26 protein-coding genes are annotated in these 26,745 nt (G+C 65.3%); 22 read left to right on the top strand and 4 right to left on the bottom strand.

Translation table 11 applies throughout. The annotated features are described in order from the left end of the window. Positions 1-6: 6 nt before the first annotated feature. A complete protein-coding gene (locus ACODS2_RS19290) occupies positions 7-2,472 on the bottom strand; it encodes a TonB-dependent receptor (RefSeq protein WP_489000231.1) in 2,466 nt (821 codons plus the stop codon). 534 nt (positions 2,473-3,006) lie between these two features. Between ACODS2_RS19290 and ACODS2_RS19285 the strand changes: the two genes are divergently transcribed. From ACODS2_RS19285 to ACODS2_RS19235, 11 genes are all read left to right on the top strand, one after another. Then, positions 3,007-4,110 (top strand): amidohydrolase family protein, encoded by a 1,104-nt coding sequence (locus tag ACODS2_RS19285; RefSeq protein ID WP_489000230.1) that lies wholly within the window; start codon positions 3,007-3,009, stop codon positions 4,108-4,110. After that, complete coding sequence (locus ACODS2_RS19280; protein ID WP_489000229.1) at positions 4,103-4,471, top strand: metal-sulfur cluster assembly factor; 369 nt, start codon at positions 4,103-4,105, stop codon at positions 4,469-4,471. Before ACODS2_RS19285 ends, ACODS2_RS19280 begins: the two co-directional genes overlap by 8 nt. A gap of 32 nt (positions 4,472-4,503) precedes the next feature. Next, positions 4,504-6,882 carry a TonB-dependent receptor gene (locus ACODS2_RS19275; protein ID WP_489000228.1) on the top strand — a complete coding sequence of 793 codons (2,379 nt, stop codon included), beginning with the start codon at positions 4,504-4,506 and terminating at the stop codon, positions 6,880-6,882. A gap of 18 nt (positions 6,883-6,900) precedes the next feature. Beyond that, positions 6,901-7,644: an SDR family NAD(P)-dependent oxidoreductase gene (locus tag ACODS2_RS19270; RefSeq protein WP_489000227.1), complete on the top strand. Its 744-nt coding sequence runs from the start codon at positions 6,901-6,903 to the stop codon at positions 7,642-7,644. An 11-nt stretch (positions 7,645-7,655) separates the two neighbouring features. Next, on the top strand, positions 7,656-8,327 hold the full coding sequence (locus ACODS2_RS19265) for a glutathione S-transferase N-terminal domain-containing protein (RefSeq protein WP_489000226.1): 672 nt from the start codon (positions 7,656-7,658) through the stop codon (positions 8,325-8,327). Between the two features lie 337 nt (positions 8,328-8,664). Further along, positions 8,665-10,653: a ParB/RepB/Spo0J family partition protein gene (locus tag ACODS2_RS19260; RefSeq protein WP_489000225.1), complete on the top strand. Its 1,989-nt coding sequence runs from the start codon at positions 8,665-8,667 to the stop codon at positions 10,651-10,653. Between the two features lie 167 nt (positions 10,654-10,820). Beyond that, positions 10,821-11,570: an ArdC family protein gene (locus tag ACODS2_RS19255; protein WP_489000224.1), complete on the top strand. Its 750-nt coding sequence runs from the start codon at positions 10,821-10,823 to the stop codon at positions 11,568-11,570. 155 nt (positions 11,571-11,725) lie between these two features. Beyond that, positions 11,726-13,075, top strand: coding sequence for a tyrosine-type recombinase/integrase (locus ACODS2_RS19250; RefSeq protein WP_489000223.1), 1,350 nt, complete (start codon positions 11,726-11,728; stop codon positions 13,073-13,075). After that, positions 13,072-14,859, top strand: a complete 1,788-nt coding sequence (locus ACODS2_RS19245) for a hypothetical protein (protein ID WP_489000222.1) — start codon at positions 13,072-13,074, stop codon at positions 14,857-14,859. Before ACODS2_RS19250 ends, ACODS2_RS19245 begins: the two co-directional genes overlap by 4 nt. Further along, the gene (locus ACODS2_RS19240) at positions 14,856-17,018 is read left to right on the top strand and encodes an integrase (RefSeq protein WP_489000221.1); all 2,163 of its coding nucleotides are present in this window, start codon (positions 14,856-14,858) and stop codon (positions 17,016-17,018) included. The genes ACODS2_RS19245 and ACODS2_RS19240 overlap by 4 nt, the downstream gene beginning before the upstream one ends. A 168-nt stretch (positions 17,019-17,186) precedes the next feature. Beyond that, positions 17,187-18,050 (top strand): ArdC family protein, encoded by an 864-nt coding sequence (locus tag ACODS2_RS19235; protein WP_016744721.1) that lies wholly within the window; start codon positions 17,187-17,189, stop codon positions 18,048-18,050. A 3-nt stretch (positions 18,051-18,053) separates the two neighbouring features. Here ACODS2_RS19235 and ACODS2_RS19230 read toward each other — a convergent pair whose 3' ends face one another. Further along, positions 18,054-18,470 carry a MerR family transcriptional regulator gene (locus ACODS2_RS19230; protein ID WP_016744720.1) on the bottom strand — a complete coding sequence of 139 codons (417 nt, stop codon included), beginning with the start codon at positions 18,468-18,470 and terminating at the stop codon, positions 18,054-18,056. 208 nt (positions 18,471-18,678) lie between these two features. Here ACODS2_RS19230 and ACODS2_RS19225 point away from each other — a divergent pair, with 208 nt between their 5' ends. From ACODS2_RS19225 to ACODS2_RS19180, 10 genes are all read left to right on the top strand, one after another. Beyond that, a complete protein-coding gene (locus ACODS2_RS19225; protein WP_489000220.1) occupies positions 18,679-18,891 on the top strand; it encodes a mercuric ion transport protein, MerT in 213 nt (70 codons plus the stop codon). Further along, positions 18,884-19,108: a GDCCVxC domain-containing (seleno)protein gene (locus tag ACODS2_RS19220; RefSeq protein WP_021224337.1), complete on the top strand. Its 225-nt coding sequence runs from the start codon at positions 18,884-18,886 to the stop codon at positions 19,106-19,108. Before ACODS2_RS19225 ends, ACODS2_RS19220 begins: the two co-directional genes overlap by 8 nt. 12 nt (positions 19,109-19,120) lie before the next feature. After that, positions 19,121-19,900: an organomercurial lyase gene (locus tag ACODS2_RS19215; RefSeq protein ID WP_021224338.1), complete on the top strand. Its 780-nt coding sequence runs from the start codon at positions 19,121-19,123 to the stop codon at positions 19,898-19,900. Further along, positions 19,882-21,231: a dihydrolipoyl dehydrogenase family protein gene (locus ACODS2_RS19210; RefSeq protein ID WP_016744716.1), complete on the top strand. Its 1,350-nt coding sequence runs from the start codon at positions 19,882-19,884 to the stop codon at positions 21,229-21,231. Before ACODS2_RS19215 ends, ACODS2_RS19210 begins: the two co-directional genes overlap by 19 nt. Positions 21,232-21,561: 330 nt before the next feature. Beyond that, positions 21,562-21,846, top strand: a complete 285-nt coding sequence (locus ACODS2_RS19205; RefSeq protein ID WP_489000219.1) for a zincin-like metallopeptidase domain-containing protein — start codon at positions 21,562-21,564, stop codon at positions 21,844-21,846. A gap of 11 nt (positions 21,847-21,857) precedes the next feature. Further along, positions 21,858-22,280, top strand: coding sequence for a hypothetical protein (locus tag ACODS2_RS19200; RefSeq protein ID WP_489000218.1), 423 nt, complete (start codon positions 21,858-21,860; stop codon positions 22,278-22,280). A gap of 305 nt (positions 22,281-22,585) precedes the next feature. After that, positions 22,586-23,539, top strand: coding sequence for a DUF2493 domain-containing protein (locus ACODS2_RS19195; RefSeq protein ID WP_489000217.1), 954 nt, complete (start codon positions 22,586-22,588; stop codon positions 23,537-23,539). A gap of 114 nt (positions 23,540-23,653) precedes the next feature. Continuing rightward, positions 23,654-24,115, top strand: coding sequence for a DUF6878 family protein (locus ACODS2_RS19190; protein WP_489000216.1), 462 nt, complete (start codon positions 23,654-23,656; stop codon positions 24,113-24,115). A gap of 10 nt (positions 24,116-24,125) precedes the next feature. Then, positions 24,126-24,554 carry a DUF6915 family protein gene (locus ACODS2_RS19185; protein ID WP_489000215.1) on the top strand — a complete coding sequence of 143 codons (429 nt, stop codon included), beginning with the start codon at positions 24,126-24,128 and terminating at the stop codon, positions 24,552-24,554. Between the two features lie 303 nt (positions 24,555-24,857). Further along, on the top strand, positions 24,858-25,247 hold the full coding sequence (locus tag ACODS2_RS19180; protein WP_007688363.1) for a single-stranded DNA-binding protein: 390 nt from the start codon (positions 24,858-24,860) through the stop codon (positions 25,245-25,247). Positions 25,248-25,362: 115 nt separating this feature from the next. Here the strand turns inward: ACODS2_RS19180 and ACODS2_RS19175 are convergent, their stop codons facing one another. Beyond that, the gene (locus ACODS2_RS19175) at positions 25,363-25,593 is read right to left on the bottom strand and encodes a DUF6437 family protein (RefSeq protein WP_489000214.1); all 231 of its coding nucleotides are present in this window, start codon (positions 25,591-25,593) and stop codon (positions 25,363-25,365) included. Between the two features lie 323 nt (positions 25,594-25,916). On the opposite strand from ACODS2_RS19175, the gene ACODS2_RS19170 reads away from it, so the two are divergent. Continuing rightward, entirely contained in the window at positions 25,917-26,153 is a 237-nt protein-coding gene (locus tag ACODS2_RS19170) for a hypothetical protein (protein WP_489000213.1), read from the top strand. Positions 26,154-26,255: 102 nt separating this feature from the next. Here the strand turns inward: ACODS2_RS19170 and ACODS2_RS19165 are convergent, their stop codons facing one another. Next, positions 26,256-26,450 carry a hypothetical protein gene (locus ACODS2_RS19165; protein ID WP_020820072.1) on the bottom strand — a complete coding sequence of 65 codons (195 nt, stop codon included), beginning with the start codon at positions 26,448-26,450 and terminating at the stop codon, positions 26,256-26,258. Between the last annotated feature and the right edge of the window lie 295 nt (positions 26,451-26,745).

The raw sequence follows: 26,745 nt of genomic DNA, 5'->3' as shown, positions 1-26,745 counted from the left end.
TCGACGTCAGAACTTGCCCGACAGTTGCAGCGCCACTTCGCGGCCGCGGGCAACGACGCCGCGCTGTTCGCTGATCGCACCGGGAACGCTGGCACCGCCGGTCCGGTCGGCTGCGTAGAGCAGATAGTACTTGTTGGTCAGGTTGCGCCCGATCAACGCCACCGACCAGCGGTCGTCGATGTCTGCCAGGCGGGCGCTGGCATTCAAGCGCCAGAGCGAGGGCTGCAATGTCGATGGCGCCATCGTTTCGGCGGCATAATAGCTGTCGCTGTAGTAGGCGTCGGCGGTCAGCACGAACTTGGTCTTGCCCAACGGGATCGTGGCCTCGGCGCCGCCGTTGCCCGACCAGGCCGGCGAACGCGCTGGCGCGCGGCCATTGAAATCCTGCTGCAAGGTCAGAGCCGTGCTGTTCACGAATGAACAGTTGGGCGGCGCCACAGCGGTGGCCCGGGTGGTGCCAGCGGGGAATGCATAGCCATAGCACTGGCCCGCGAAGTTGCGGAACCGGTTATGGGTGTAGGCCACCGCCGCATGCAGCCGCAGCGCGCTCACCGGCTCGAAATTGATCTCCGCCTCTGCCCCGCGCTGGCGCACTTCGCCGGCGTTGTTGATCGTATAGGCCACCCGCGCTGGATCGTAGGTGTTCACCTGAAGGTCCGAGAACTTGTAGGCGAACGCCGCCACGTTCATCCGCAGCCGCCCGTTCAGCATCAGCGCCTTGGCCCCGACCTCGAAGCCCTTGGCCTTCTCGGAATTGAAATCGGCGTCACCGATCCGGGTCCCGGTCTGGAGCGGGCTGGTCAAGCCAAATCCGCCGGACTTGAAGCCGGTGCGATAGGCCGCGAACAAGGTGGTATCCGAATTGGGCCGCCACGTAAGCGTGGCTTCCGGAGAGACGTTACTGTCCTCGAAGGTACCCTTCAGCACGCCGACCTCGTCCGAGCCCGGATAGGCTGTGTTCTGCGTCGCGAACGTGCCGATCCCGTAGAGATTGCGCTTCTGGAACCGCTTGCGCTCGCGGGTATAGCGGGCACCACCCGCCAGTTCGATCGTGTCGGTCGGCTTCAGGATCAGCTGTGCGAATGCCGACAGCGTATTACCGGTTTGCAGGCTCAGATCCTCATAGGTGCTGAACCGGTTGGCGGCGGCATTGTAGTTTCCGTCGTTCAGCTTGGTATCGTTGTTATCCGACAACCGGCTGGTCTGGTAGAAGCCGCCGGCCATGAAGTTGAGCGGCCCGGCGAAATTGCTGGTGATCCGGACTTCCTGCGAAAGCTGTTCGGCCTTCTGGCGGTTGTAGAACGCCAGCTGAGAATAGCTGGTCTGGTCCAGCCCCGAAAAGAACTCGTATTTCGTGTAGTTATAACCAGTGGTCGAATCGACCGTGAGGTTGCCGAGCTTCAGGCCCAGGTCGATCAGTTGCGTCAGCACGGTCAGCTTGCCGTAGGGCGAACCATCCGGCGTACCGCCGCGCATCGTGGCCGAAATGGCGGGCGCCAGGTTGCCGATGGTGGTCCGGCTGTCGACAACGCAATCGGCCGCTGGGTCCGCAATCCCGTACATCCGCGGATTGGGGCCGGTGCAGGGGCCGATGTTCTGTGTGGCCGTGCCCGGGCCAGCATCCTTGTTGTGGGCGAAGAACGACTTCATGCGGAAGTTGAACGTGTCAGAAGGCTCGCCCTTGAGCGTGAGACGCGCGAGGAACTCCTGATCGCCGGGCCGGACATCCGTCGTGCCGGGCAACTGTGCCGCACCAGCGGGCGCGCCGGTTGCCGGACGGTAGAACGGATTGGCGATCGGCTGGGCCGTGTTGCGCAGCCAGCCATCAAGGTTGCGGAACCGCACCGCGAGCCGCGCGCCGAACGTGTCGCTGAGCGGTCCCGAAACGGCAGCGTCGGTTGTCAGTTCGTCACCGACGAATTCATACGTGGCGCGGCCGGTGATCTCCAACCGGTCGGTAGGATCGGCGGACGTGATCGAAATGACCCCGGCGGTATTGTTCTTGCCGAACAGCAGTGCCTGCGGACCCTTCAGCACTTCGACCTGCTTGACATCGAAGATGCCCAGCTGCGCGATCCGGCCGTCGCTGGTCTGGACGCCGTCGATCGCGACGGAGACCGCCTGTTCGAACCCGGCCTGATTGGCGGGCGAGCTGATCCCGCGAATCGCGATCGATCCGCCACCATTGGACTTGTAGGCGCCGACGATGACAGTGGGCGTCAATTCGCCGATCTTGGACAGATCGGTCGCGTTGTTCGAAGCGATCTGCGCTTGGCCGACCACCGACACCACCACCGGAACCTTGTTCAGCGATTCGCTGCGGCGCCGCGCGGTCACGACGATATCGCCGCCCACCGGTTCGGCCGGAAGCGCAGCCTCTTGGGGAGTGGCCGTTTCGACCGTAACCGCCGAATTTCCGGCCGGCTGCCCAGCGGCGGACTGCGCTGCAGCCGGGACCGCAAGCATAGCCATTACAGAAACTCCGCTTGCGAGCAGCGCCCGCTGAGTTGCGCCGGACATACCATTCTCCCGTGTTCAATCAGGTCGGCGGGCCCGTTCGGGGCCTCCCTAACTCTTGGGTGCAATCCCGAGGCTCGTTTGTCAATGCATGTGTTGACTAATTTTCTGAGCGTCCTCGGAGGATGGGTCTCGGGCTCGTTGTTGCCCCGTTTGCTGATACCCGGTTTCGCGGTTTTCGGCCCGATACCCCCGAGCTTTGGCGTCTGCGGAATTTTTATCAACACTGGTATTGACAGATGTTTTGGCCTGGCGCATCCCAATGGCGGGCAAGCAGACAGACCGGTCACCGGCAGCTGCCCAACGAGAGGATGGCCATAAAGGCTAAGACAAACTGGCGGCGTCAGCGGCCGGCGATGGTGTTCGGGTCGATCCCGGATGGCTCTCCTCATCGTGTCCCGAAGGAAAACGGCGCCGCAGTTATGCGCCGTTCTGAGCCACGTATCCGTCCCGTGTGGACCCAGCTTCCCGTTGCAAAGGATTGGCCCGATGATCTCCGACTATTTCGTCCTCGACGCTGTCACGCACGCCTACAACCACTTGCCGACCAACTGGGAAGACCCGGTGCTGGGCCATGCAATGGTCGAACTGGCCTGGCATCTGGCGGCTGATCCGCCGAACCCGAAGTATGCCTTCAACCGCGAACAGTACCTGATCGACTGGCAGGTGCCGGATGTGGCGAACTTCATTTTCCGCGAAAGCGACACCGACGTCGCGGTCATGCACCCGCTCGCCATCGCGTCGTTCAAGGACGGCTATTGCTCGGTTCCCAAGGCAGTCGAAGCGCTGGAACGCTACCCCACCCGCTTCATCGGGGCCTATGCCTGCGTCGACCCGCTGAAGGGCAAGGAGGCCGAGCAGTCGATGGCCGATCAGGTCGAGCTGCTGAAGCCGCTGGGCTTGAAACTGTACCCCACCAGCTGGGACGGCAAGGGCCCGGTCAACTGGCGGATGGACGATCCCAAGCTGATCTATCCGCTGTATGAAAAGGCTCAGAAATTGGGGCTGAAGACCGTGGCGGTACACAAGGCCGTGCCGATCGGTCCGTTCTCGGTTGGCGATGCTTACAATCCCAGCGACATCGAGAATGCGGCCAACGATTTTCCGGATCTGAACTTCGAGATCGTCCACGGCGGACTGGCCTTCATGGAAGAGACGGCGTGGCTGCTGGCCCGGTTCGGCAACATCGCCATCAACATGGAAATCCAGAACATCCTGGTCGAACGCCGGCCGCGCGCCTTTGCCGAAGTGCTGCTGGGGCTCTGCCGGGTGGGCGGCGCCGAAATGCTGGACCGCATGTTCTGGGGCTCGGGCGGTACACTGGTCCACAACCAGCCCGCGCTGGAAGCCTTTGCCGCTTTTGAATTCCCGGAAGACCTGCTGGACAGCGCCGGCCTGTTCAAGCCGATCCGCCAGATCACCCGCCAGGACAAGGCCAACATCTTCGCCAACAATTTCGCGCGGCTCCACGATCTCGATATCGAGGCCATGAAGCGCGGCATTGCCGGTGACGAGTTCGACCGCAAGGGCGCCCCTCCGGCCGAACCGTTCTCGACGATCGGAAAGTCGCACGGCGAGACGCTTTATGCGTGATCTCCAGGTGATGGCCGATCTGACGGCCCGGATCCGCACCGAACTCGACGAGATCAAGGACCCGTGCAGCCTGGCGGCGGGAACGCCGCTCGGGCTGGACGAAATGGGTCTGGTCCGGGACGTGATCATCGATGCCAACGGCGATGTGACCATCGACCTGCGGCTGACATCGCCGTTTTGCCACATGATCGGCTTCTTCCAGCAGGAAGCGACCCGGCGTGTGCGGGAATTGTGCGGAGCGCAGCGGGTCACGCTTCGTGCCGATAACGGCCTCGACTGGTCGCCGGGCTTTCTCAGCCCGGCCGCCCAGGCGCGGCGCGGCGCGCACCTTGCGGCCCAGGAGGCTCACTTCACGGCCTGATCCACGAAGCTTCAAAAAAGGAGGGGGGCGTCATGTCCACACGGCTTTACACGACATCGGCAACGGCACTGGCTGCACTCGTCACCAGCAGCACCGCTTTCGCCCAGAATCAGGGCAGTCCGGCCAACATGGCGCCCCCGGCCGCAACGCGGTCTGCAGAGCAAGCGGCCGCAGAGCCATCGGCCAGCTCCGGCTCGGAAATCATCGTGACCGCGCAGCGCCGTTCGGAAACGCTCGAGCGTACGCCCGTAGCGGTCAGCGTCGTTACGGCCCAATCGCTCGCCGAACGCGCGATCACCACGGAAACCGACCTGCAATCGGCGGTTCCCGGGCTGACGGTCAAGACCGGGCAGAATGAAAACCAGCTCAACTTCTCGTTGCGCGGCCAGTCGGTCGATCCGTTCTCCAGCTCGCGTCCTTCCGTCCTGCCCTACTTCAACGAAGTGCAGGTCGGCGGCGTCGGCGGGACCGCGCTTTACGACCTGGCGTCGGTTCAGGTGCTCAAGGGCCCGCAGGGCACCCTGTTCGGTCGCAATTCCACTGGCGGCGCCGTCCTGTACAGCAGTCAGAAGCCAAGGGATGACTTCGGCGGTTACGTCACTGGTCGCGTCGGCAATTTCAACGCATGGCTGCTCGAAGGCGCGCTGAACCTGCCGCTGGTGACCGACACCGTGCTGCTGCGCGTCGCCGGCCAGATCCAGCGCCGCGATGGCTTTCAGCAGAATCTTTACCGCGACGAACGGCTTGGCGAGATCCGCCGCGAAAACGTCCGGGTCAGCCTAACGCTGAAACCGGTGGAGGGTCTGTCGAACGAACTGGTGGTCGATTACGGCCACAGCAACGGCAACAGCCTGACAAGCGTGGTCTACAACGTCCTGCCGCTTGGTGCCCCCGCGTTCGTGCCGTTCAACTTCCTGTTCTCACCGGCCGTCGACAGCGCGTTCGGCCCGGGCACCTGGGCCGCCTATCTGGCCGCGCATCCCAAGGCTGATCCGGCAGGCCTGATCGCCTTTGCCGCCAAGCAAAAGGCGCGCGGGCCCTATGTGGTGAACGTCGATTCGCCCAATTACTACCGCCAGAACAAGCTCATCGTCTCGAACGTCACCGCGCTTGCGCTGGGCAACAATGCGACGATCAAGAACATCATCGGCTATGTCCGGTCACGCTTTCGCGGCGCGGGTGAATTCGACGGGTCGCCGTATGGCGGCGATGCCAACGGGCCCGATGGCCGCGGGGGCCTGATCGAACAGTTCTCGGAAGAGCTGCAGATTCTCGGCAATCTCGGCGGGCGGCTCGATTACGTCGCCGGCGGTTACTACAGCCACGAAACGGACGAGACGCGTTCTACCAGCGTGATCTTCGATCTTGCGCCGGTGTCGCCTCCGATCGTGCAGATCAACAATGGCAAGTTCACGAACGAGACCTACGCCGGCTATGCCCAGGGCACCTACGATCTTGGCCTGGGCGGCGTGAAGCTGACCGCCGGCGGCCGCTACAGCGTCGAGAAGACGCGGTTCGTCCGCGCGGCCGACGATACCTATGTCACGAGCCCTTTGCCCGCCTATGATTTTAACCAGCGCGCCACCTTCAAGAAGTTCAGCTGGACCGTCGGGATCGAGGACCAGGTATCCAGCGATCTGCTACTCTATGCCAAATCGCGGCGCAGCTTCCGCAGCGGGGGCTTCAACTATTTCGCTCCCCCGACCGTCGGCTTCGGCAATGTCTCGGGCGGCGCCTACCGTCCCGAAGTTGCCACCGACGTCGAGCTTGGCGCCAAGTATCGCGGCAACCTCGGCACCGTACCGGTTCGCCTCAACCTTGCGGGCTATACGATGTGGGTCAAGGACATCCAGCGCGCGTTCTATGCGCAGATCTTCGGCAACCTCGCTTCGATCACCGTCAATGTCCCGCGCGCCAAGATCTCGGGCGTCGAACTCGATGGGGCGATCGAACCGACCAACTGGCTGACTTTGGGCGGCAGCCTGAACTATACAAACGCTCGCTTCACCAGCAACGCGGTCAACGTGGTGGGCAATCCGCAGGCACGCTTCGACACCTATCCCGATACGCCGGAATGGTCCGGCGCGGCCTATGTCAACATCAAGGCGCCGGTCACCGAAACCCTGACCGCCAATTTCCGGGCCGATATCTATGCCCAGACCTTCACGTACTTCAGTTCGACCGCAAAAAGCCTGACGCCGGGCGCCCGCATCCCCGGTTACGGCCTGGTCAACCTGCGCGCCGGGTTCGGCGACAAGGACGGACGGTGGTCGCTCGCGGTGGTCGGCAAGAACGTGTTCGACAAGGTCTACTACTCGGGCGGCGTCGGCTTCGCGAACATCTTCACCCTCAACACCGCGGTGCCCGGCGATCGGCGGACCGTCATGGCCGAAGCCCGCTTCAGCTTCTGAACAAAGGAGACCATCGACATGGGTGACCGTCTCAAAGGCAAGGTCGCAGTGGTAACAGGCGCCGGATCTGGCATGGGCGAGGCAATGGCGCGGCGCTTCTGTGCCGAAGGTGCCCAGGTGATCGCGGTGGACATCACCGGCGATCAAGCGGCCGTCGCGGCCGAACTTGGCGGCGCATGCGTCAGTTTCACGGGCGACGTATCGGTCAGCGCCGATGTCCAGGCCATGCTGCAACAGGCCGTCGACCGGTTCGGCCGGCTCGATATCCTGTGCAACAACGCCGGCATCCAGGGTCCGCTCGCGTTGACCGCCGACTATGACGAGGACGCGTGGGACCGGGTCCTGGCTGTGAACCTCAAAGGCGTGTTCCTCGGCATGAAACATGCCATCCCGCGGATGCTGCAAACCGCAGGCAAGGGGTCGATCGTCAACACGTCGTCGATGGCGGCGCTGGTCGCGTTCCCGCAATTGCCGGCCTACTCGGCGTCAAAGGGCGGCGTCGCAATGCTGACGCGCCAGACTGCCGCCGAGTATGCCAGCCAGCAGATCCGCGTGAATGGGATCCTGCCCGGCGCCATCGACACCGGCATGACGCGCGGGATGCCGCGCGATTACTTGCAGGGTGCGATCGACGCCACGCTGATGGGGCGCATCGGGACCCCTGCGGAAATTGCCAACCTCGCGCTGTTCCTGGCCAGCGACGAAGCCTCGTTCATCACCGGCACGCTGACTGCGGTGGACGGCGGCTACACCCTGGTTTGAGGATCCGGACCATGCCAGCAGGCCGCTATCGGCTGATCAACGCCAGGCCCAGTCCCTATGGCCGCAAGGTGGCCATCGCGCTGCTGGAAAAGGGTCTGGCGTTCGATGTGACCTATGACGAACCGTGGTCCGACCACAGCACCACCGGTGACTACAGCCCGCTCCAGCAATTGCCGATCCTGATCACGCCTGAGGGGGACGCCGTGTGCGACTCCAGCCACATTCTTGACTGGCTCGAAATCAGGCACCCCAAACCGGCCCTTCTGCCCGAAGCACAAGCTGACCGGCTTGCCGCGCTGAACATGAAGGCGCTGGGTGAACGGCTGATGGAGATTGCCCAGTCGCTGATCTTCGAAATGCACCGGCCGCAACCGGCGGCAGCGTGGATCGATCGCCAGACGGCCAAGATCGCGGGCGGCCTCGGCGAACTGGACCGGCTGAGCGCGCTGCCCTTCGCCAGCCACACGGTGCCGCTCCATCTTGGCCATATCGCTGTCGCCACCAGCCTGCTGGTGTGGGAATTCGTGGTCGCCCATGGCATCAGCCCGCCTATCGCGGTCTTGCGCTGGCGCGGCACTTACCCGACGTTGACGGAACTGATCGAACAATTGGAGGTCCATCCCTCTTTCGTAATGACCCAGCCAGGCGCTATGCCGGTGAACATATCAGCTGCGATAAGCTGACATGATCGCATTGATTGCAAAGCATTTTGCGCCGCCGTCTAAAATACGGGTCTGCTAATTAACTCGCTGTTTTTTGACAGATTTGATGTTGATTTTAATCACGGGCTAGATGCTGCTGGTCAGACTGGGCGCAAGGAACGTCTGCTGCTGAAACGAGCTGCCGTTCTAGCTGTCACAGGGGAACGACAGCTTCGTCCCAAGCATCGCCATTCGTCATCGTTCGTTCCTATCGGGAGATCTGCTGCGAAACGCACTAGAGGGGAGTGGGCTTTGCCCTGATTGAGCCATTTGGGCGTCGATGGTCGATGCGCCGGGCTCACAATCAGGAGTGTGTCCCATGATCAAGTCGATCCCGCTGAACAAGCTCGTTCAATCTCCCCGCAATGTCCGCCGTCACAATGATCCGGCAGCAGATGCTGAGCTTAAGGCCAGCATCGCAGCCCATGGGCTGCTACAAAACCTCATTGTCCGGCCTGCCGTAAAGGGCAAGTTCGAGGTCGAAGCCGGCGAACGTCGCCGCCGCGCGATGCTCGCGCTCGCGGACGAAAAGGTCCTCGCTCGCGATCACGAAGTCACATGCCTCGTGCTCGAGGACAGTGCCGAAGCTGCGGTCGAGACCAGCCTCGCGGAAAACTTCCACCGCCTCGCCATGAACCCAGCCGATGAAGCCCAGGCCTTTGCCGCGCTCGTGGCAGGCGGTGCGACAGTCGAAGATGTTGCCCGCCGTTTCGGCCTGGCGGTTCGTTTCGTCGACGGGCGCCTGCGTCTCGCGACGCTCGCGCCCGTCGTGTTCGAGGCACTGGCCTCCGGCCAGATCACTCTCGATATCGCCAAGGCCTTCGGCGCTACGTCTGACCAAGATATCCAGGCTCGCGTCTTCGAACAGGTTTCCTCGGCCTACTATGCACCCAATCCCGACAGCATTCGGCGCATGGTCCTCTCCGGGACTGTCCGGGGCAGCGATCCGCGCGCCCGGCTCGTTGGCCGCGACGCCTACATTGCTGCCGGGGGTCGGATCGAGCGCGAACTCTTCGATGACGACGACAGCGAATCCTGGGTCGATGTCGCGCTGCTCGAGAGCCTCGCGGCGGCGAAGATGGAAGAACAGGCGAAGGCGCTCGCAGCCGAGCAGGGCCTAGCCTGGGTCAAGCCCACGCTCGATCCCTATGCCAGCCACGATCTGGTCGAAGGGCTGGTCCGGCTTCCTGCCGAACCGGCGCCGCTCACCGAAGCGGAACTGGCGAGGCTCGACGAGCTCGATGCCTCCTATGACGAACATGCAGCGATCTTGGAAGATGAGGATAGCGCCGAGGAGGCCGTGACGGCGGCCGAAGCGGCTATCGAGGCCATCGAACGAGAATGCCAGGAGATCCGCGCACGCCCGCCAGTCATTGCGGCCGAACTCAAGGCCGAAGCGGGCATGGTCCTGGTCCTTTCGCGCGATGGCACGCCGGTTCTCCAGCCCGTGTTCTACGGCGAGCGGCAGGTTGAAGCTGCAGAAGCCGACAGCGAGATCGAAGTCGTTCCGGCGGACGATGGCTCGGATAAGCGCCGAACCACCTTGTCCAAGCGCTTGGTCGATGAGCTGGCCATGCAGCGCCGTGATGTCCTGGCCTTGCATGTTGCCTCTGATCCCGGGCTTGCGCTCGACGTCATGGTCTTCACGCTGGCTGATGCCGATACGCACGACTGGCGGGCGCGGGCCGCAACCACACTGCGTGCGCCTCATCCGGCAGGGCCGATCATTGGCTTTGAAGCCAAAGATGCTCCGGCCAGCAGCGCGATCGCTGAGCTCAGGTCTAGTCTCGACGAAAGCTGGCGTGCGGGCACGGACGCAACATCTCGCTTTGACCTGTTTCGCGCGCTGTCCGATGACAGCCGCGCCGCATGGCTTGGCTATGTCGTAGCCCGGTCGCTCGAGGCGAGCGTCAACATGACGGGCGAGCGTCAGCTGCCGTTCCAGGATCACCTTGGCAGCCTGATCGGTATCGACATGGCGCAGTGGTGGCGACCGACTGCGGCCAACTACTTCGACCGGGTGTCAAAGCAGGTGATCCTCGACGCGTTGACCGACGTCGGCGGTCTCGAGCTATCCTCGCGCTTTGCCTCGGTCAAGAAGGGTGACCTCGCGATGAGCGCCGAGCGCGTCTTCGCCGGCACCTACATCACCGAGGTCGAGGTGCGCGAGAAGGCTCTGGCCTGGGTGCCTGAGGTCATGCGCTTCACCTCCGCTCCGCCAGAGGCTGGCGACCCCAAGATTGACGCCACTGACGCTGAGCCAGGCGTCGACACCGAGCATCGGTCCCCCCGCGAGCTGGCCGCCTGACCTCCTCCTGACAGGTAAGGCCACTCGTACCTCGAGAAGCGGTCCTTCGGTTCACGCCGGAGGGCCGCTTCCTTTTTGGAAGGAGAGCAGAGGGGGCTCGGGACCCTGTGGCACTGACCGGCGAACCCGTCGCCGACTGTCCAGATGCCTCAATCAGGAGACCCATCATGGCCTATCGCAAGGGGCAGAGCGGCGGCTTGTCGCCCGCCACCCGCATCACCCAAGAAATCATCGCGCGTCTGGAAGCCGGCACGAAGCCTTGGATCAAGCCGTGGCGCGGCGTGCCCGTTTCGCGGCCCCTGCGGGCCTGCGGGATTCCGTACCGGGGCATGAATGTGTTCTGGCTCTGGATGGTTGCTGACATGTGCGGCTACGCCTCGCCGTTCTGGATGACGTACAATCAGGCCAAGTCGCTCGGCGCCCAGGTCCGCAAGGGCGAGAAGTCGACCATCGCGATCTTCTACAAGAGCTACACTAGGCAAGTGGAAGCTCCCGATACCGGCGAAAAGACCGACGAAGCCCGCCGGGTGCTCAAGGCCTATCCGGTCTTCAATGCCGATCAGGTCGAAGGTCTGCCCGAGCGCTTCCATCCGGCTGCTACGCTGGAACTGGTCGAGCCTGAAGGGCGTGAGGCTGAGCTCGACGCCTTTTTCGCCGCCATTCCCTTCAATCTGCGTCATCAGGGCTGCGAGGCTTACTACGAACCCGCCGCTGATCGGGTCACCATGCCGCCGACGAGCCTGTTCGAAGGCTTTGACCACTACTATGCCACGCTCGCCCACGAGCTGTCGCACTGGACGGGTCATGCCAGCCGTCTGGGGCGCGATCTCAAGAACCGCTTCGGCACAGCGGCCTATGCGGCCGAGGAACTCGTCGCCTTATCTGGACAGTCTGCGCCGTCCGCAACATTGCAGTAAGGTCGGCGATGGACGCCCACGGTAGGCAGTTATCAGGCTGGCCGTAGCGCTGACCCAAGAGCTGGCGGAGGCCAGCCTGATTGCTGCCGGGCCACAGGCGCAACGGTGCGAGGTCAGCTTCCGGGTGGGGGGTCCGGGGGGAGGGCTTCGCGCCGGTGTCGATCATTGCTGTTTGCGAGCGGCGCGAGGCCAAGGGCCTCGATGCGCATGTGCCGCTGATCCTGCGCGACGACGCGCTGTATGATGCCGATCTTGATCGCTTCTTTCTCGATCTGCCGCTGTCGGGGGTCCGCTCGCGGCACTCGCTTCGCGCCTACGCCTATGATGTCGTAGTCTGGCTTCGTTTTCTCGATGCCTGCGGCAAGACCGTGTGGGCTGCAACCCGCGACGATGTCGACGCCTATCATCGTGAGCGACGCCGCGACGATGCCGATCACCGGATCACGGCGGCAAGCTGGAACCGCGCCGTCGCCAGCCTCGATCGCCTTTACCGCTGGGCCGAGTATCAAGGGTTGATCGCCGACGCGCCGTTCAGCCGTCGCGCCGTCTGGCGACCGGCGCAAGGCGGCCGTCGCGGCATGATCGCGGCGCGCAACGACGCTTATGAACGTGTCGCCAGGCGATCGGATGTGCGGTTTGTCACGATGGACGACTACCGCATCTTCCGCGAGGTCGGCCTGCGCGGGCTCACCCCTGACGGCACCGAGCGCCCCGGCGCTCGCGATCGCAACGGGCTGCGCAACGCGTTGTTCGCCGATCTTCTCGTCACCACCGGCTTGCGCCTCGAAGAGGCGTCGGGCCTGCTCACCGCCGAGCTCGCGGCGATCGATCGCGCCGACGGCGACGCCCAACAACTTTGGCTGCCTCTCCCGCCGCCGCTCACCAAGGGCGACCGGGGACGCAGCGTTCTGCTCCCGCGCCGGCTGCTTCGTCAGATCGCCGCCTATGTCGCCGTCGAGCGCTCGGCGGGCGTGGTCAAGTTCGCCGCGCGCGATGGCGCGGCCAGCTTCGAGCGACCGATCCCTGTCACCCGCGCCGGTCTCGACCGCATGCGCGATGTCTGCACTCCGGAGGAACGATGTCGCCTGATCCTGTACGACGAGGATGGACCGCCCCGCGAGCCGGCGGCGCTGTGGCTGACCGAGGTCGGGCAGCCTGTCCGCCCCAACTCGTGGGAGGTGATCTTCACCCGCGCCTGCAAGCGGTGCGAGGAGAACGGCTTCCCGCTGTCGATCAGCCCGCACCAGCTTCGCCATACATTCGCGGTCCATATGCTCGCCTTGCTGATCCAGCAGCGGCTGCGCGAAGCCGCATTGCCGGCGGGGCCGGTGGAGAGCTATCGGCTGATCCTCGGCGACCCGCTGCAACAGTTGCAACGCCTGCTCGGCCACGCGAGCCTCACCACCACCTATATCTACCTCGACCATATCGCGACCCGCGCCGATACGGTGGACACGGCCGTCGAGGAGCTGCTGGCGTTGCTGCCGGGGCCGCAGGGCGTATGAGCGGCCGTCCCCGCAAGGGCCGGCCTGTCGCCTTCGCGCCGATCACGCCGGAGCCACAGAAGCCCGATCCCGTGTTCGGCCTCAAGTTCACCATCGAGGCGCGGCATGGCGGGACGGTCCTGGTCGATATGGCCGCACTCGATCCTCGCCCGCTCGCTATCGCCTTCGCCGGCGCGCTGCGTCGGTCAGCGGCGCTCAGCGGCCCCATCGGTGCGGCCACCGTCATTAAGCAGTATGTAAATGCCTACCGTCGGTTCTTCGCCTGGCTTGGCGATGAAGCGCTGAACGTGGCTGGCGTCGGCGACCTGCGCGCAGTCCATATCGATGGGTTCACCTCCGCGCTCGAACAGCGCGGGATGGGCGCGATCCACCGGCACATAACGGTCGGCAAGATCATCAACACGTTGCGCGCGATCGAGGCAGACCGGCCCGATCGGATCGCGCCCGACCTGCATGAGCGGCTGCGCTACACGCTGGCCACATCGGCGGGCCGCTCGACCCCGCGCGATGCTTATAGCCCCTTCGTCGCCCGCGCGTTGCGCGACGCCGCGAGGAGCGATGTCGAAGCGATGTTCCGCCGTCTCGGCGCCGATGATCGGACCGATGAGGGCGACCCGGTCACCGCCAGGGCGCGCGCCGATGTCGAAGCGATCATCGCGCGGCAGGGTTTTATCGTTGCAGACCAGGCCGCGCTGAAGAGCCTCTATTTCATGCGCATGCGACGCGGATTGCCGATCAGCACGCTGATCGACGACCTGCATGGCCGCCATCATCTGCTCGCCCGCGATCTGCCGGCCCTGCTCGTGCTGCTCACGCTGGATACCGGCCTCGAGCCCGAGTGCCTGAAGACGCTGACCATAGATTGTCTCGCCAACCCCCATGCCGGCACGGTGGAGCTGCGCTATCTGAAGCGTCGCGCCCGCGGCGCCGAGCACAAGAGCATGCGGGTCCGCGATGGCGGTAGCGGCACGCCCGGCGGTCTTATCCGCCGCCTGATCGATGTCACCGCCGCCGCCCGTGAGCACCTGCCCGACGATTGTCTCTGGGCCTATCACAACGTCGGCGGCCTTCGCGGCGGCATTTTCGATCTCAAGCACCAACTTGCGAGCTGGGCTCTGCGCCACGGCATCAGCGATGACGACGGCAAGTCGCTCCACCTGCTGCTCTCCCGGCTCCGCAAGACCCACAAGGCGCTGTGGTACACCAAGACCGAGGGGCATATGACGCGCTTCGCGGTGGGCCACTCGCGCGAGGTTGCGGCGCGCCACTATGCCGATCTGCCGTCGCTTCGGCCCCTGCACGAGGAGGCCGTCGCTGACGCCTTTCGTGAAGCGGTCGCCGCCGCGATGCCGACCGTGCTGCCACCCGCCGCCGAGCAGGCGCTGCGCGAAGCGCCCGAACAGGCCGAGCCGCTGATACCGCCCGATGCCGTGGGTCCGTTGCTCGACGGCGAACAGGATGTCTGGCTTGCCGCCTGCGCTGGCTTCCACAACAGTCCCTTCGCCGAGGCTGGATCACCCTGCGCGCAGCCCTTCTGGGGCTGCCTTGATTGTCCCAACGCCGTCATAACCGTGCGCAAGCTCCCCGCGATCCTCGCCTTCCTCGCATTCGTCGAAGAGCAGCGATCGAGCCTGCCCGCGACCGACTGGGCGGCCAAGTTCGGCCGCGTCCATGCTCGCATCACCACCCAGGTCCTGCCGGCCTTCGCCGATGCCGTCATCGCCGATGCACGCCGGCAGATGGAGAACGAGCGGCTCTATCTGCCACCGGAGGCACGCGCATGACCATGCCGGCCCATGCCCAGGCGCCCGCCTTCGACGATCGCCCCGTGCTGGCGACCGTGCCGCTCAAGGCAGGACACGCCCGCGAAGATCTGTCGCGCGTCGGCGACCCGAGCTGGGATCTCGGCCCCGCCGTCTTCCGCGAGAACGCCCGGCGCTGCCATGTCACCGTGCATTTCGACGTGCTCGAACATGCCGATGTGCAGGCAGCGATGCGCGCCTATCTCTATGCCCGCCTCAACGTCGATGTTCCAAGTTTGCGCGCCAAGCTGCCGCCTGCGAGCATCCGACAGGCATTCAACCGCGCGCGCCGGTTCTTCGCGTTCGCGCGAGAGCAGCTTGGGCGGCTCGACCTTGGCCGCATCGATCAAGCGCTGGTCGATGCTTATGCGCGTCACCTGCGGGATGATCCAGCACGGCGCCCCGTCATCGTCGGCCAGCTCTTGCAGGTGGTCACCGATCTCTACCATCTCCGGGATCACCTGCCTGGAGGCGGTCTCGGATTCGAGCCCTGGGCCGGGCGAGCGGCTGCGCGCGTCGCCGGATATCGGCATGTGCGCGAGAACCGGACGCCACGCATGCCGGAGGCGATAGTCACATCGCTGCTGGCCTGGTCGCTGCGCTATATCACGACCTTCGCGACCGATATTCTGGCGGCTCGGGCCGCGCTCGATCGGCTCGATGCGCGCCGCGCCCGGCTGCTCGCCGCCGAACGCGGACTGCCCGACGCAGAGCGCCGCCTGCGGCAGCGCTCGCGCCTCGATCGCTATCTCGCGCGCCGAGCCCGGCAAGGACGCGGCGTGCCCATCTGGACGACCGCACACAACGGCGCCACCCGCATCGATCCCCATACCGGGGAAGCGACCCCACCGATCAACGCCCATCTCCTCCATCTGCATGCCGGCATCGACGCCGTCGCCGAGCCGGCCATGCATCTCATGCTCACCACCGGCGCGCCGGCTGTCATCCGCGAAGCGGTTGCATCGCTTGGTACCGAGGTCGGCGGCATGGACACGCCGATCTCGATCGATCCCGAGAGCGGTCGGCCATGGCGTGCCCGCTTCGACGTAAAGACCCTGACGATCGAGGAGCGGATGCTTCAGGCTGCCGCCTATGTCGTGTGCGCCTATCTGACCGGCATGCGCGACTGCGAGGTGCAGGCGATGCGGCGCGGGTGCCTCTCGATCGCGCGCAGCGAGGACGGCCTGGTCGAACGGCAACGCGTCCGATCCACCCTCTACAAGGGCAGATCGAGCACCGGGGAGTCGGCAAGCTGGGTGACGATCGAACCGGTGGCCGAGGCGATCACGGTGCTCGAACGGCTATCGGAACGGGCGGCGCGGAAGACCGGCAGCGACACGCTTTGGCCAGTGCTGCGCCCCGGCGCCGTTACCAAGACCCATCTGTCGAGCGAGGTGGTCCGCCAGCTCAACGCCTTCCGCGACCACCTCAACGCCGCCTTCGGCAACCCCGATGTGCCGGTCATCCCTCCCGGCCCGGATGGCAAGCCGTGGCGCATCACGACGCGGCAGTTCCGGCGCACCATCGCGTGGCACATCGCCAACCGTCCGTTCGGCACCATCGCCGGCATGATCCAGTACAAGCATGCCTCGGTCGCCGCTTTCGAGGGCTATGCCGGGACCAGTGGATCGGGGTTTCGCGCAGAGGTCGAGGCGCAGCGCCGGCTCGGTCAGATTGACGATCTGCTGGACTATTTCGACCGGCGGCAGGGCGGCGCATCACTCGGCGGACCGGCGGGACCACGCATCGCGCGGACCCTCGACGATGCCGCCGTTAAGCTCGGGCCACTGCCCGCCATGATCGCCGATCGGGCCCGCCTGCGCGTCATGCTCGCCAGCGTCGCGCGCACCTTCCACGTCGGTCTGCTCGCGGATTGCTTCTTCGATCCCGCGACCGCGCTCTGCCTCAAGCGCGTGACGACCCCCGATCCCAGGCAGCCGCTCACCGCTCTGTGCGAGCCGACCCGCTGCCCCAACGCCTGTATCACCGCCCGCCACAGGCCGGCGTGGGAGCGCGCGGCCGATGATGCCAGGGCGCATTTACGCGAACGGCGCATGTCCGATCTCCAGCGCCGCGCGCTTGAGGGCGAGCTTGACCGCCTGACCGCGGTGATTGCCGGGATCGACCCTCCCGCGCCGTAGACCACCCCGGCTGTTGGCGGAGTCCTGCGCCGGTCGGCGCACCCGCGCAACGGCTTCGCCGTCCTCCGCTTCGCTGCGGCCCTGACGGGTGCGCGAGCCCCCTGTGCCCGGCGCGAACGGGCCTCCGCCGCCGGGGATGGTCCCCGGCGCGAGAACGGAGAACAGATCATGTCAGCCTCACCACGCTCAGACGTCTATGCGCGCGTCACCGACGCGATCGTCGCCGCGATCGAAGCCGGCACCGGCACCTGGCGCATGCCGTGGCATCATTCTGGCGCCGACGTCACCCGCCCGACCAACGTCGCCAGCGGCAAGCCCTATCGCGGCATAAATACGGTCTCGCTCTGGGCGGCCGCCTATGGCAGCGGCTATGCGAGCGGGGTCTGGGGCACCTATCGCCAGTGGCAGGCGCTCGGCGCGCAGGTCCGCAAGGGCGAGCACGCCAGCCTCGGCGTCCTCTGGAAGGAGTTTCGCGCGAAGGGCGATGACGCCGGCGACGATGACGACCACCGACGGCTTTTCGCCAAGGCATTCAGCCTGTTCAACGCCGATCAGGTCGATGGCTATGCGCCCGAACCGGGGCCGGTCCTGCCCGAGAGCGAACGCCTCGCCGCCGCCGAAGCCTTCATCGCCGCGCTCGGCATCGATACCGTCTACGGCTCGGCCAGTGCCTATTATCACATCGCCGAAGACCGCATCCACTTGCCGGATTTCAGCGCCTTCCACGACGCCCACGGCTTCTATGCCACCCACATTCACGAAGCGGCTCATGCCAGTGGCGCAGTCCATCGGCTCGACCGGGATTTCAGCGCCAAGTGGACCAGGCACGCGCTCGCGATGGAGGAAGCAACCGCCGAGCTGACCGCATCGTTCCTGCTTGCCGATCTCGGGATCGCGCACGAACCGCGACCCGATCATGCGGCCTACATCGCCTCCTGGCTGCAACTGCTCAAGGACGAGCCTCGGGCGATCTTCACCGCGGCGAGCAAGGCGCAGGCGGCAGCCGACTGGATGCACGCCCGACAGCCGTAATGCTCACGCGACCCGCACTTCGGCGCCAAGTGTGTCGAGCAGCGGACAGCCCGGATCCCGACCGGCATCGCAGGCGCGCACCGAGTCGGCCAGAACCCGTTCCATCCGCTTGAGGTCCGCGATCCGCGCGCGTACGTCCTTCAGGTGCGACGCCGCGAGCTCGCGCACCTCGGCGCAGGAGGCCTGACCGCCAACCGCGAGTCCGAGCAAGGCGCGTACCTCGTCCAGGGTAAAGCCCAGCTCCCTCGCGCGGCGCACGAAGCCCAGGCGAGCCACGTCCTCCCGGCCATAGCTGCGGTAGCGGCCCCGCCGCGGCGGAGCGGGCAGCAGCCCGATCCGCTCGTAATAGCGGATCGTCTCGATGTTGCATCCGGTGCGGCGTGAGAGTTCGCCGATCTGGATCGCGCCGGTTGCGGCCATCCCCAAAATACCTCTTGAGTCTGTAGTCGCTACAGATGTTAGGACAGCTCAATGCCCGCCACAAGGAGTCGCCCGTGACCCGCCTAAGGGGATCGGCACCGCCACGCTCACGCTGGCGGGGATCGCTGCGGCGTTCGGCGTCGCCGCCTGCTGTGCGCTGCCGATCCTCTTCGCATCCGCCGGGATCGGCGCAGCTTGGCTCGGCGGCGTGGCCATTGTCGCCGCGCCGTATCGCACGCCGCTTCTCCTCATTGGCGCATTGTGCCTGCTTGCCGGCGCGGCGCTGCTGTTGCGCCAGCAAGTTACGGCGGCGCGCTGTGGGCCGGGCGGCATATGCACGCCGCGCTGGATGCGTGTTCTCACGCTCATCGGATTGCTGCTCGGTGCGGCCCTGCTCTGGGCAGGCTATCGCTATGTCTGATGCCACCCCCGAGCTGCGCTCGACGCTGACCTGTCCCCACTGCGGTCATCGGGCGACGGAGACCATGCCGACCAATGCCTGCCAGTATTTCTACGACTGCCGGGGTTGCGGCGCGGTCCTCAAGCCCAAGCCGGGCGATTGCTGCGTCTATTGCTCCTACGGCGACGTGCCCTGTCCGCCGATCCAGGAGAGCGGCGGCAAGGCGTGCTGCGGCTGAGGAGGGCGGGCGATGGCGCGCGCATCATCCGCTGAAGCCGCCTTTGGATCGACGGTTACATTTCCCGGCGGTGCCGTTGTCCCGGACTGGAGCGCAGTCACAACACCCAGCGCCCGCGCAGCCCTGACGGCACTGTTCGCGGCGTTCATCGGTTCGAAGTGGCGCGGGATGGACGGCGTCGAGGAGCGGGTCCGGCGCGCCGTGCTTCAAGCCTATGCTGCCGATGGTCGCTCGCCGGTGCCGGCACAGATCGCCGCCGCATCGGGACTCCCCTCCGGCGAGGTCGGCTCGGCCCTGCAGCGGCTCGCCGGGCGCGATCTCGTGGTCCTCGACGGCGCGGGCCGGGTGACCGGCGCCTATCCGTTCACCGACGGCCCCAGCGAACATCAAGTCGAAGTCAGCGGAGTGACCATGAGCGCCATGTGCGCCATCGACGCGTTGGGGATCGGCGCCATGCTGGAGCGGGACTGCATGATCCGCTCGGCCTGCCGCCAGTGCCGGCGCACGCTCGCCATCCATACCCCCAGCCGCGGCCGCGAGCTGGAAGAGGTTGAGCCGGGCGCGATCGTCGTCTGGTCCGGCCGTCGCTATGCCAGTGGCTGCGCGGCATCGTCGCTCTGCACCTTGCAGGCCTTCTTCTGCGATGACGATCATCTGGCGGCCTGGTGCGCGAGCGGTCCGGTCGGAGCCGATGACGGCATTCGTCTGTGCCTGGCCGAAGCGCTCGAGGTTGGGCGCGCGATTTTTGCGCCGATGCGGATGGAGATGCGACCATGGCTTCCTACGACCTGATCGTCATCGGCAGTGGCACGGCAGCGCAGGTCGCGGTCGGCCGGGTCCGTGCCGCTGGATGGTCCGTCGCCGTCATCGATCACCGTCCGTTCGGCGGCACCTGTGCGCTGCGTGGCTGCGATCCCAAGAGGATGCTGGTCAGCGGCGAGGAAGCGATCGACGCGGCAAGGCGCATGGCCAGACATGGCGTCGACGGCACGCTGGCGATCGACTGGCCCGACCTGATGGCGTTCAAGCGGACCTTCACCGATCCGATCCCCGCCAAGCAGGCGCACCGCTACGCCGAGCTCGGTGTCGACGCATTACACGGTGTTGCTCGCTTTGCCGGCCCAGACACGATCGTGGTGGAAGGCCGGACATTGCGGGCCCGCCATATCCTGATCGCCAGCGGCGCGCGTCCAGTCCCGCTCGGCATTCCGGGCGAAGATCTGGTGAGCACAAGCGATGCGTTCCTGGAGCTTCAGGCCCTGCCGCGCCGGATCGTGCTGATCGGCGGCGGCTATGTCGCTGCGGAGTTCTCGCATCTGGCGGCCCGAGCGGGCGCAGAGGTCACCATCCTACAGCGGGCCGAGCGGCTCCTGCCGCACTTCGATCCCGACCTGGTGGGCTGGCTGACGCCCCGGTTCGAGGCGCTCGGCATCCGCGTCGAGACCGGTGCCACCGTTACCCGGGTCGAGCGCAGCGGGAGCGGTCTGCTGGTCCACGCCGAGCGCCAGGGCGAGCCTGATCTCAGCGTCGCCGCCGATCTCGTCGTTCATGCCGCCGGGCGCGGTCCTGACCTCAAGGCGCTCGACCTGTCCGCCGGCGAGGTGGCCGTGCAGGACGGGCGCCTGCAGCTCGACGCGCATCTGCGGAGCATTTCCAACCCGCGGGTCTATGCCGCCGGCGACGCTGCCGGAGTCGGGCCGCGGCTGACGCCGGTGTCCAGCCACGATGCCAAGGTAGTTGCCGCCAACCTCCTGGATGGCCCGACGCACCAGCCGGACTATCGCGGCGTGCCGAGCGTGGCCTTCACTCTGCCGCCGATCGCCGCCGTCGGACTGTCAGAGGAGGCGGCGCGCCGCGGCGGCGTCGCGCTCCGGGTCAACGCAGCCTCGACGCCAGACTGGTTCACCGCCCGCCGCCTCGCCGAGCCGGTCTACGGCCATAAGCTGCTGATCGACGAGGACACGGACCTCATCCTCGGCGCGCATCTCGTGGGGCCGAACGCCGACGAGGTAATCAACGTTTTCGGTCTGGCAATCCGCCACGGCCTCACCGCGGCCGATCTTCGCTCCACCATGTTCGCCTATCCGACCGGCGCCTCCGACGTCGGCTACATGCTGACTTAACGCACGAGCGCCACTGCCATGGCGGCCGATCCCTCGCGCGATCGGCCGCTTCGCGATGCATGTCGATGCGGGCTGTCGCCCGCCATTAAGCGGACGCCGCTTGCGCGGCGGCTCCGATTTTTTGGCCTCTCCCTCGATGCGGGAGTGGTCGGCGCTCCCTGCTAGGCCCGCCGCGGCGCGCTGCAAGCCTCGGCTTCGCCGGGCTGCTCCATTTCATTTCGCCCCTGCGGGTGCAGCCCGCCGCTTCAGCAGGCCTCTCCGGTCGCTCTCGCCGCCCACCCCCGCCTCGGGGGAGGCCATGGGGCTTTTGGGCAGTGCTGGAGGCAACCGATGGTTTTCACCTTCCAACCGCCATTTTGGGCTGGACTGTCAGGATATTGCGCCGAGCTTTCGAGTGCGATGCTGGGTGCTGAGCTGGGGCTCCCGGTGACCCATCTCGACAACCACGCGAGCTATATCGAGCATTGGCTACGGCTCCTGAAGGACGACGACCGCGCCATTCTGACCGCTGCCGCCAAGGCCGAAGAAGCCTCGAGCCTGCTGCTGAAGCTCGGCGGAAGGGTCACTGCCGAACAGTCTGACGACGCGTCAGACGATGCTGCGCTTGCGGCCTGAGGGAGGGTGCCATGGGCCGATCAGTCAGCTATCCCTGCGGCGCCATTGTCGCCTTCACGGTGCTCGAGATCGAAGACGATGACGATTGGGAGTTCGAATACGAGTGGCTGCGTGACGACCTGCGCGAGCGGGCCAGCAGAGCCTTCCCATCACTGATTTCGCATGACGGCTGGCGCGGCCGGGAGGACCGGATCCTCATGCGCAATGCCTATGCGGATTTTGGCGTATCGGTCTACGGCGGGCTGGTGGCCGTTTGGATCGTCGAACGCGATGACGGCGCCTATTGGGACGCCGATTGGCGCACGGCCCGCTCACCGCGGGCACGGCGCTGGCTGTCCCAGATCGCACCCCGCTTCGATGCCATGTTCGGCGACTTCGAATGCCTCGGGCATATGTCGAACGGGGAGGGCGTTTACACCAAGCGCGCGGCTTGAGCCGAGCTGGCGCGTAACACCGCAAGAGGCATGGCGCTGTCCCCTGCCAGTAGTTTGTTCCGACCGCCCATGGACTGGCTCCATGCGAGAGAGGCCCTGGGCCAGCCGCCAGTCTTGCGCAACCCGGCTTGGTCGGGCCCGTGTGGGCCTTGGCCCTTTGGGCTCAAGGCCTGCCCGCGCCAGCCCGCCAAGCCGGGTTTCCCCTGACGGGTGCGCAACCCTGACTGAATGCTGGCCCTGATGGGCTCTCGCTGGCGCAGCCATGAGCGGGTGCGTCGGCCTCACGTCAGTCAGGAGGACATCCCATGCACACGTCATTCGCCGATCAACTCGCCGGGCTCGATCTCGCCGGCTTTTCCATCGGTCCTGCCCCCGTATCGACAAGCGATTTCCCGGTCCGGGAGGCTGTCGTCCAAACCCTCGAAGCGGTCTGGTCCGATCTCTTCGCCATGGTGTCAGGGACCGCTCTTGAAGCCGACGCCGAGGATCTCGGCTGGGCTTTCGTCAACATCTTTCACCGCTCCGCCGAGCGCAAGTCGACTGCCCTTGACCGGGCGACCGACGAGGTCCGCGCGCTTCTTGCGACGGCTGACGGATCCGAGGTCCACACCCATGAACTCGAGACACAGGTCGAGCGGGCGCAGTGCGCCGAAGGCGCCATGCTGGCGCTCGAAGAGATGCGCGAAGTCGCAGCAGCCCTATACCTGAACGAGTTCGGTTCCTCCTGGAAGCCAGTCTCGAGCTCGCGCTTCAACCACAGCGCAATGCTGACGTCCGCGCTCGTCGAAGGGCGCGATTTCCTGCGCGCCCGTTCCGAAGCCAAGCGCCGTGCGGCCGTGCCCGAAGGAACCCCGGTCGTGTTCGCTGGCGGGCGCACTCGTCATGCAACCGAAGCCGATGCACTGAACTTCGGCAACAATGTCTGGGCCACGCTCGACAAGGTTCGCGACCGCGTGCCGGACATGGTGCTCGTCCATGGCGGCGACACCAAGGGCGTCGACCGTCTGGCATCGAGCTGGGCTGAACGTCGCGGCATCCCACAGGTGACATTCTCGCTCGATATGCGGCTGGGCGCCCGTGCCGGCTTCAAGCGCAACGAGCGGATGCTCTCGCTCGAACCGCGCTACGTCATCGCGTTCCCGGGCAATGGTGTACTCGAACGCCTGGTCATCGAGGCCAAGGCGCGGAGGATCACCGTGGTCGATCGCCGCGGGCCCCTTGGCACCAATCCGAAGAACACTTCGGCCAGCACCGACTGAGACCCTGTCGGCCTTCGCGCCAGCGCCGGATCGGCGCTGGCGTCGTCCGTCAGAGGAAAGGCGAGCGCCTGTCGGTTGGGGCCAGCGGATGCTCCGTTCTACAGGAGGCATTCCATGATCGATATCGAAGCCGTGATGGCCGACTTTGCCGTTCGCCAGGCCGAGCGGCAGACCCAGGTGGTCGAAGAGATTCAGCAGCTCAAGACCGTCATTCTCCCGCGCTTGCAGGAAGCCGGCATCGCCCGCGTCGAGATCCGCTTTGACGGTTGCGGCGACAGCGGTGCGGTCGAGGAATGTGTCTGCCTCGATGCCGCTGGCGCGGCGATCGCGTGCCCTGATGTTACGCTGCAGGAAGGCGAAGCACATACGGCGGATGGTGCCGGTTCCGAGCAGCTGCCGTCGCTTGGGCAAGCTCTCGATCAGCTGACCTATCTGGCGCTCGAACGTCACCACCCTGGCTGGGAGATCAACGACGGTGCCTGCGGCGAACTCGTGATCGATGTGGCTGAAGCGACCTTCGTGCTCGGCTGCAGCCTACGCTTCACCGCGACCGATGATCACTCGACTGAGCTCTAGGAGACCCGGCATGGCACACTGCTACTACCACGCCCTCTCGTCGGTCCGGAAATGGGGCGGCACGGTCGATGACTATCTCCCGCTGCACCAGTGGTTCGACCAATCCAAGGCAATCCTGGCAGACCCCCGACATCGCGCGCTGCGGCACCATGCCGAGGGGATATTCATGCTGGAGGCGATCTTCGGCGAAACCCTCGTCAATGCCGATGGCCGGGTTGTTCCGGTGCGTCTGGTCGGCGAGCAGCACGTGCGCGAAGACTTGGGCTCAATCCCCTCCTTTGCTGACTGGGCGCGCTTGATCACGCCGCAGGCCTGGATGCTTCGAGGCAACCATCTAGACGGCGCTGAAGGGGTGACGATCGATATGCCTGTCCCCGGCGAAGCAGTTGCGTCCAGGACCAGGCCACTTGCTGGAGGCGAGGTCCGTACCGTGATCTAGGAAGGGATTCTCCAGTGGAGGGCTGGCGGGGGAATGATCCGGCCAAGACCGGAGGGAAACGAGGCAGGGCTGACCTGTTCAAGGCATCCGGCTCCACCCGGCTTCGATACAAACCTGTCCCTGAATCACCCCCCGTCGAGACGCGCAACCCGGATCAGGTCCGGCCGAGTTGCCGGGCTGTGCCCGGCTGCCCGCACCACCCGAACCAGTTCCGGGTTCCCCTTCGGTGCGCTTCGCCGCGGGGCGCTTCTGCTCGGGTTTGCAGCCGGGATGGACCCGGAATGCTCGATCAGGAGAAAGCCCATGACCAATCTCGTTATCCTCGTTGGCCGCATCGCTCGCGACCCCGAAACCCGCACCACCCAGGGTGGAACCAGCATCACCTCGATCTCGGTCGTGACCGACCGGCCCGCCCGCAAGGATGGCAAGACCTACAAGGACGAGAACGGCTACACCGCCAAGGACAGCGAATTCCACCGGATCACCTGCTTCAACGGCCTTGGCCAGAACGTCGCCAAGTACTGCACCAAGGGCCAGCTCGTGACGGTCGAGGGGCGCATTCACTACACCCAGTGGGAGGATCAGAGCGGCACCAAGCGCTACGGCTGCGAGATCATCGCCGACAAGGTCGACTTCCTTACCAAGGGCCGCTCCGGCAGCAACGAGGGTGCGCCAGACATCGACGAGGACTGAATGTCCTTACCCCACGACAAGGCCCCGGTGGCGGATGCCATCGGGGCCTTTTCTTTTGCTCTCGGGCGATGCGGCGGCGCGGGGCATCGAACCCCTTGCCGCCGCTGGGTTGGCCTTAAGCGGCAGCGATCCGCCTCAGCGTTTCCTCGATCCCGAGTGCCATCGATGCGCGCACGATCTGGCGCAGTTGTGCCGGTTCGATCGTCTCGGCGCCGCACTCGATCAGCAGCCTGCCGAGTTCGGTCGCTGCCTCTTCGCGAAGACGAGTTTCCTCGCTTTCGAGCCTCGCACGCTGTTCACGAAGCTTCTTCAGCGCATTGCGCGCAGTGGGTTTGGACCTGGCCATAGGGTTTCCTTCTTGCTGGCCGTTGGTCCCCTCCGCTGACGATATTGGCATTCCGGACGCGTGTAGGAAAATGGTTTGTGCGGTGATTGGTGCGCTTTCCCGCTGACGTTGGAGAGGTCTCTCTCGCAGAAAGACCAAGTCTGATGCGGGCTTTGGGGCTGCGTCAAGGACGACGGGGCCCCACCATTTTTACCGGGCAAGCCCGGCAAAAATCGTTGCCCCCATCGCCGCTTCGCGGCCGCTGACGCGGTCCCTGACCCAGCCCGTCACCCACATCTTTCGCAATCCCTGATGCGACGCATCGAACATCAGGAGGAAAGATCATGTACGCTTCGCTGAACATTGCCGATGCCGGTCTCAAGGCAGATCAGGCCGCCTTCGTTGCCGCACTGGATCAGGCCCATGCCCGGTCCTTTCACAGCTACTTCACGCAGTACATCCTGACCGACGACGAGGCAGGCTACATCGCTGTCGATGAAGGAGATTACGGCGCGCTGCCCAAGGCCTTGTTGGAGCGTGTCATTGATACGGTGCCGGGCCGGCTCAGCGATGAATTCTGACCCGTCGGTTTGGGAGGAAGTCCGACAGGGCTTCCTCCTTTCTTTTTGCTCGCAGCCCTTTGCACACCACGTCAGAACGGGCACAATTATCGATGGTCGACATCAATCCTGGGCATCGGGCTTGTCCAGGTCAGCAAGTCGCTCTGGCATTTCCAGGACCTTCAAAGCTGCCGCCTCGATCGCCTCTGCCTGGGTTGGGAAAGCCTCGGCCGAACTGATCGACACCCCGTTTGAATAGGTGATCGTCGCCTGGAAGCCGTTGCCCTTGGGTGTCGCGCTCAGTGTGACCTGGGTCATGCTCAGGCTCCTCGTTGCCTGCTTTCAGCTCACCGTCATAGGCCCTGATCCGTTCTGTGACTATCGAGATCCGGGCGACGGCAGCCCATGAGCCATCTCAAGAAATCGGCAACGCAAAACGCATCGTCCGTTACTAGCTCAATAGCTGGTTCCTGACCTTGCAGCTGGGGACTGAGGCGCACACCCTACGCGACGGGTCGCAGGAAAAGGGGGGAAGGAAATGGCGAGAATACAGATGCATAGGTGCCTTTTTCTGAGGTGGCAGCTTCTCCGTCAAAAATGACGTGGGCGAGGG

This window comes from Novosphingobium sp. FG137, assembly GCF_057809735.1.
This window is presented reverse-complemented; position numbering and strand designations above follow the sequence as displayed.

Excerpts from the sequence above, each read along its gene's own strand:
- ACODS2_RS19290 (WP_489000231.1), bottom strand. The coding sequence starts at position 2,472 with ATGGCTATGCTTGCGGTCCCGGCTGCAGCGCAGTCCGCCGCTGGGCAG.
- ACODS2_RS19285 (WP_489000230.1), top strand. The coding sequence starts at position 3,007 with ATGATCTCCGACTATTTCGTCCTCGACGCTGTCACGCACGCCTACAAC.
- ACODS2_RS19280 (WP_489000229.1), top strand. The coding sequence starts at position 4,103 with ATGCGTGATCTCCAGGTGATGGCCGATCTGACGGCCCGGATCCGCACC.
- ACODS2_RS19275 (WP_489000228.1), top strand. The coding sequence starts at position 4,504 with ATGTCCACACGGCTTTACACGACATCGGCAACGGCACTGGCTGCACTC.
- ACODS2_RS19270 (WP_489000227.1), top strand. The coding sequence starts at position 6,901 with ATGGGTGACCGTCTCAAAGGCAAGGTCGCAGTGGTAACAGGCGCCGGA.
- ACODS2_RS19265 (WP_489000226.1), top strand. The coding sequence starts at position 7,656 with ATGCCAGCAGGCCGCTATCGGCTGATCAACGCCAGGCCCAGTCCCTAT.
- ACODS2_RS19260 (WP_489000225.1), top strand. The coding sequence starts at position 8,665 with ATGATCAAGTCGATCCCGCTGAACAAGCTCGTTCAATCTCCCCGCAAT.
- ACODS2_RS19255 (WP_489000224.1), top strand. The coding sequence starts at position 10,821 with ATGGCCTATCGCAAGGGGCAGAGCGGCGGCTTGTCGCCCGCCACCCGC.
- ACODS2_RS19245 (WP_489000222.1), top strand. The coding sequence starts at position 13,072 with ATGAGCGGCCGTCCCCGCAAGGGCCGGCCTGTCGCCTTCGCGCCGATC.
- ACODS2_RS19240 (WP_489000221.1), top strand. The coding sequence starts at position 14,856 with ATGACCATGCCGGCCCATGCCCAGGCGCCCGCCTTCGACGATCGCCCC.
- ACODS2_RS19235 (WP_016744721.1), top strand. The coding sequence starts at position 17,187 with ATGTCAGCCTCACCACGCTCAGACGTCTATGCGCGCGTCACCGACGCG.
- ACODS2_RS19230 (WP_016744720.1), bottom strand. The coding sequence starts at position 18,470 with ATGGCCGCAACCGGCGCGATCCAGATCGGCGAACTCTCACGCCGCACC.
- ACODS2_RS19220 (WP_021224337.1), top strand. The coding sequence starts at position 18,884 with ATGTCTGATGCCACCCCCGAGCTGCGCTCGACGCTGACCTGTCCCCAC.
- ACODS2_RS19215 (WP_021224338.1), top strand. The coding sequence starts at position 19,121 with ATGGCGCGCGCATCATCCGCTGAAGCCGCCTTTGGATCGACGGTTACA.
- ACODS2_RS19210 (WP_016744716.1), top strand. The coding sequence starts at position 19,882 with ATGGCTTCCTACGACCTGATCGTCATCGGCAGTGGCACGGCAGCGCAG.
- ACODS2_RS19205 (WP_489000219.1), top strand. The coding sequence starts at position 21,562 with ATGGTTTTCACCTTCCAACCGCCATTTTGGGCTGGACTGTCAGGATAT.
- ACODS2_RS19200 (WP_489000218.1), top strand. The coding sequence starts at position 21,858 with ATGGGCCGATCAGTCAGCTATCCCTGCGGCGCCATTGTCGCCTTCACG.
- ACODS2_RS19195 (WP_489000217.1), top strand. The coding sequence starts at position 22,586 with ATGCACACGTCATTCGCCGATCAACTCGCCGGGCTCGATCTCGCCGGC.
- ACODS2_RS19190 (WP_489000216.1), top strand. The coding sequence starts at position 23,654 with ATGATCGATATCGAAGCCGTGATGGCCGACTTTGCCGTTCGCCAGGCC.
- ACODS2_RS19185 (WP_489000215.1), top strand. The coding sequence starts at position 24,126 with ATGGCACACTGCTACTACCACGCCCTCTCGTCGGTCCGGAAATGGGGC.
- ACODS2_RS19180 (WP_007688363.1), top strand. The coding sequence starts at position 24,858 with ATGACCAATCTCGTTATCCTCGTTGGCCGCATCGCTCGCGACCCCGAA.
- ACODS2_RS19175 (WP_489000214.1), bottom strand. The coding sequence starts at position 25,593 with ATGGCCAGGTCCAAACCCACTGCGCGCAATGCGCTGAAGAAGCTTCGT.
- ACODS2_RS19170 (WP_489000213.1), top strand. The coding sequence starts at position 25,917 with ATGTACGCTTCGCTGAACATTGCCGATGCCGGTCTCAAGGCAGATCAG.
- ACODS2_RS19165 (WP_020820072.1), bottom strand. The coding sequence starts at position 26,450 with ATGACCCAGGTCACACTGAGCGCGACACCCAAGGGCAACGGCTTCCAG.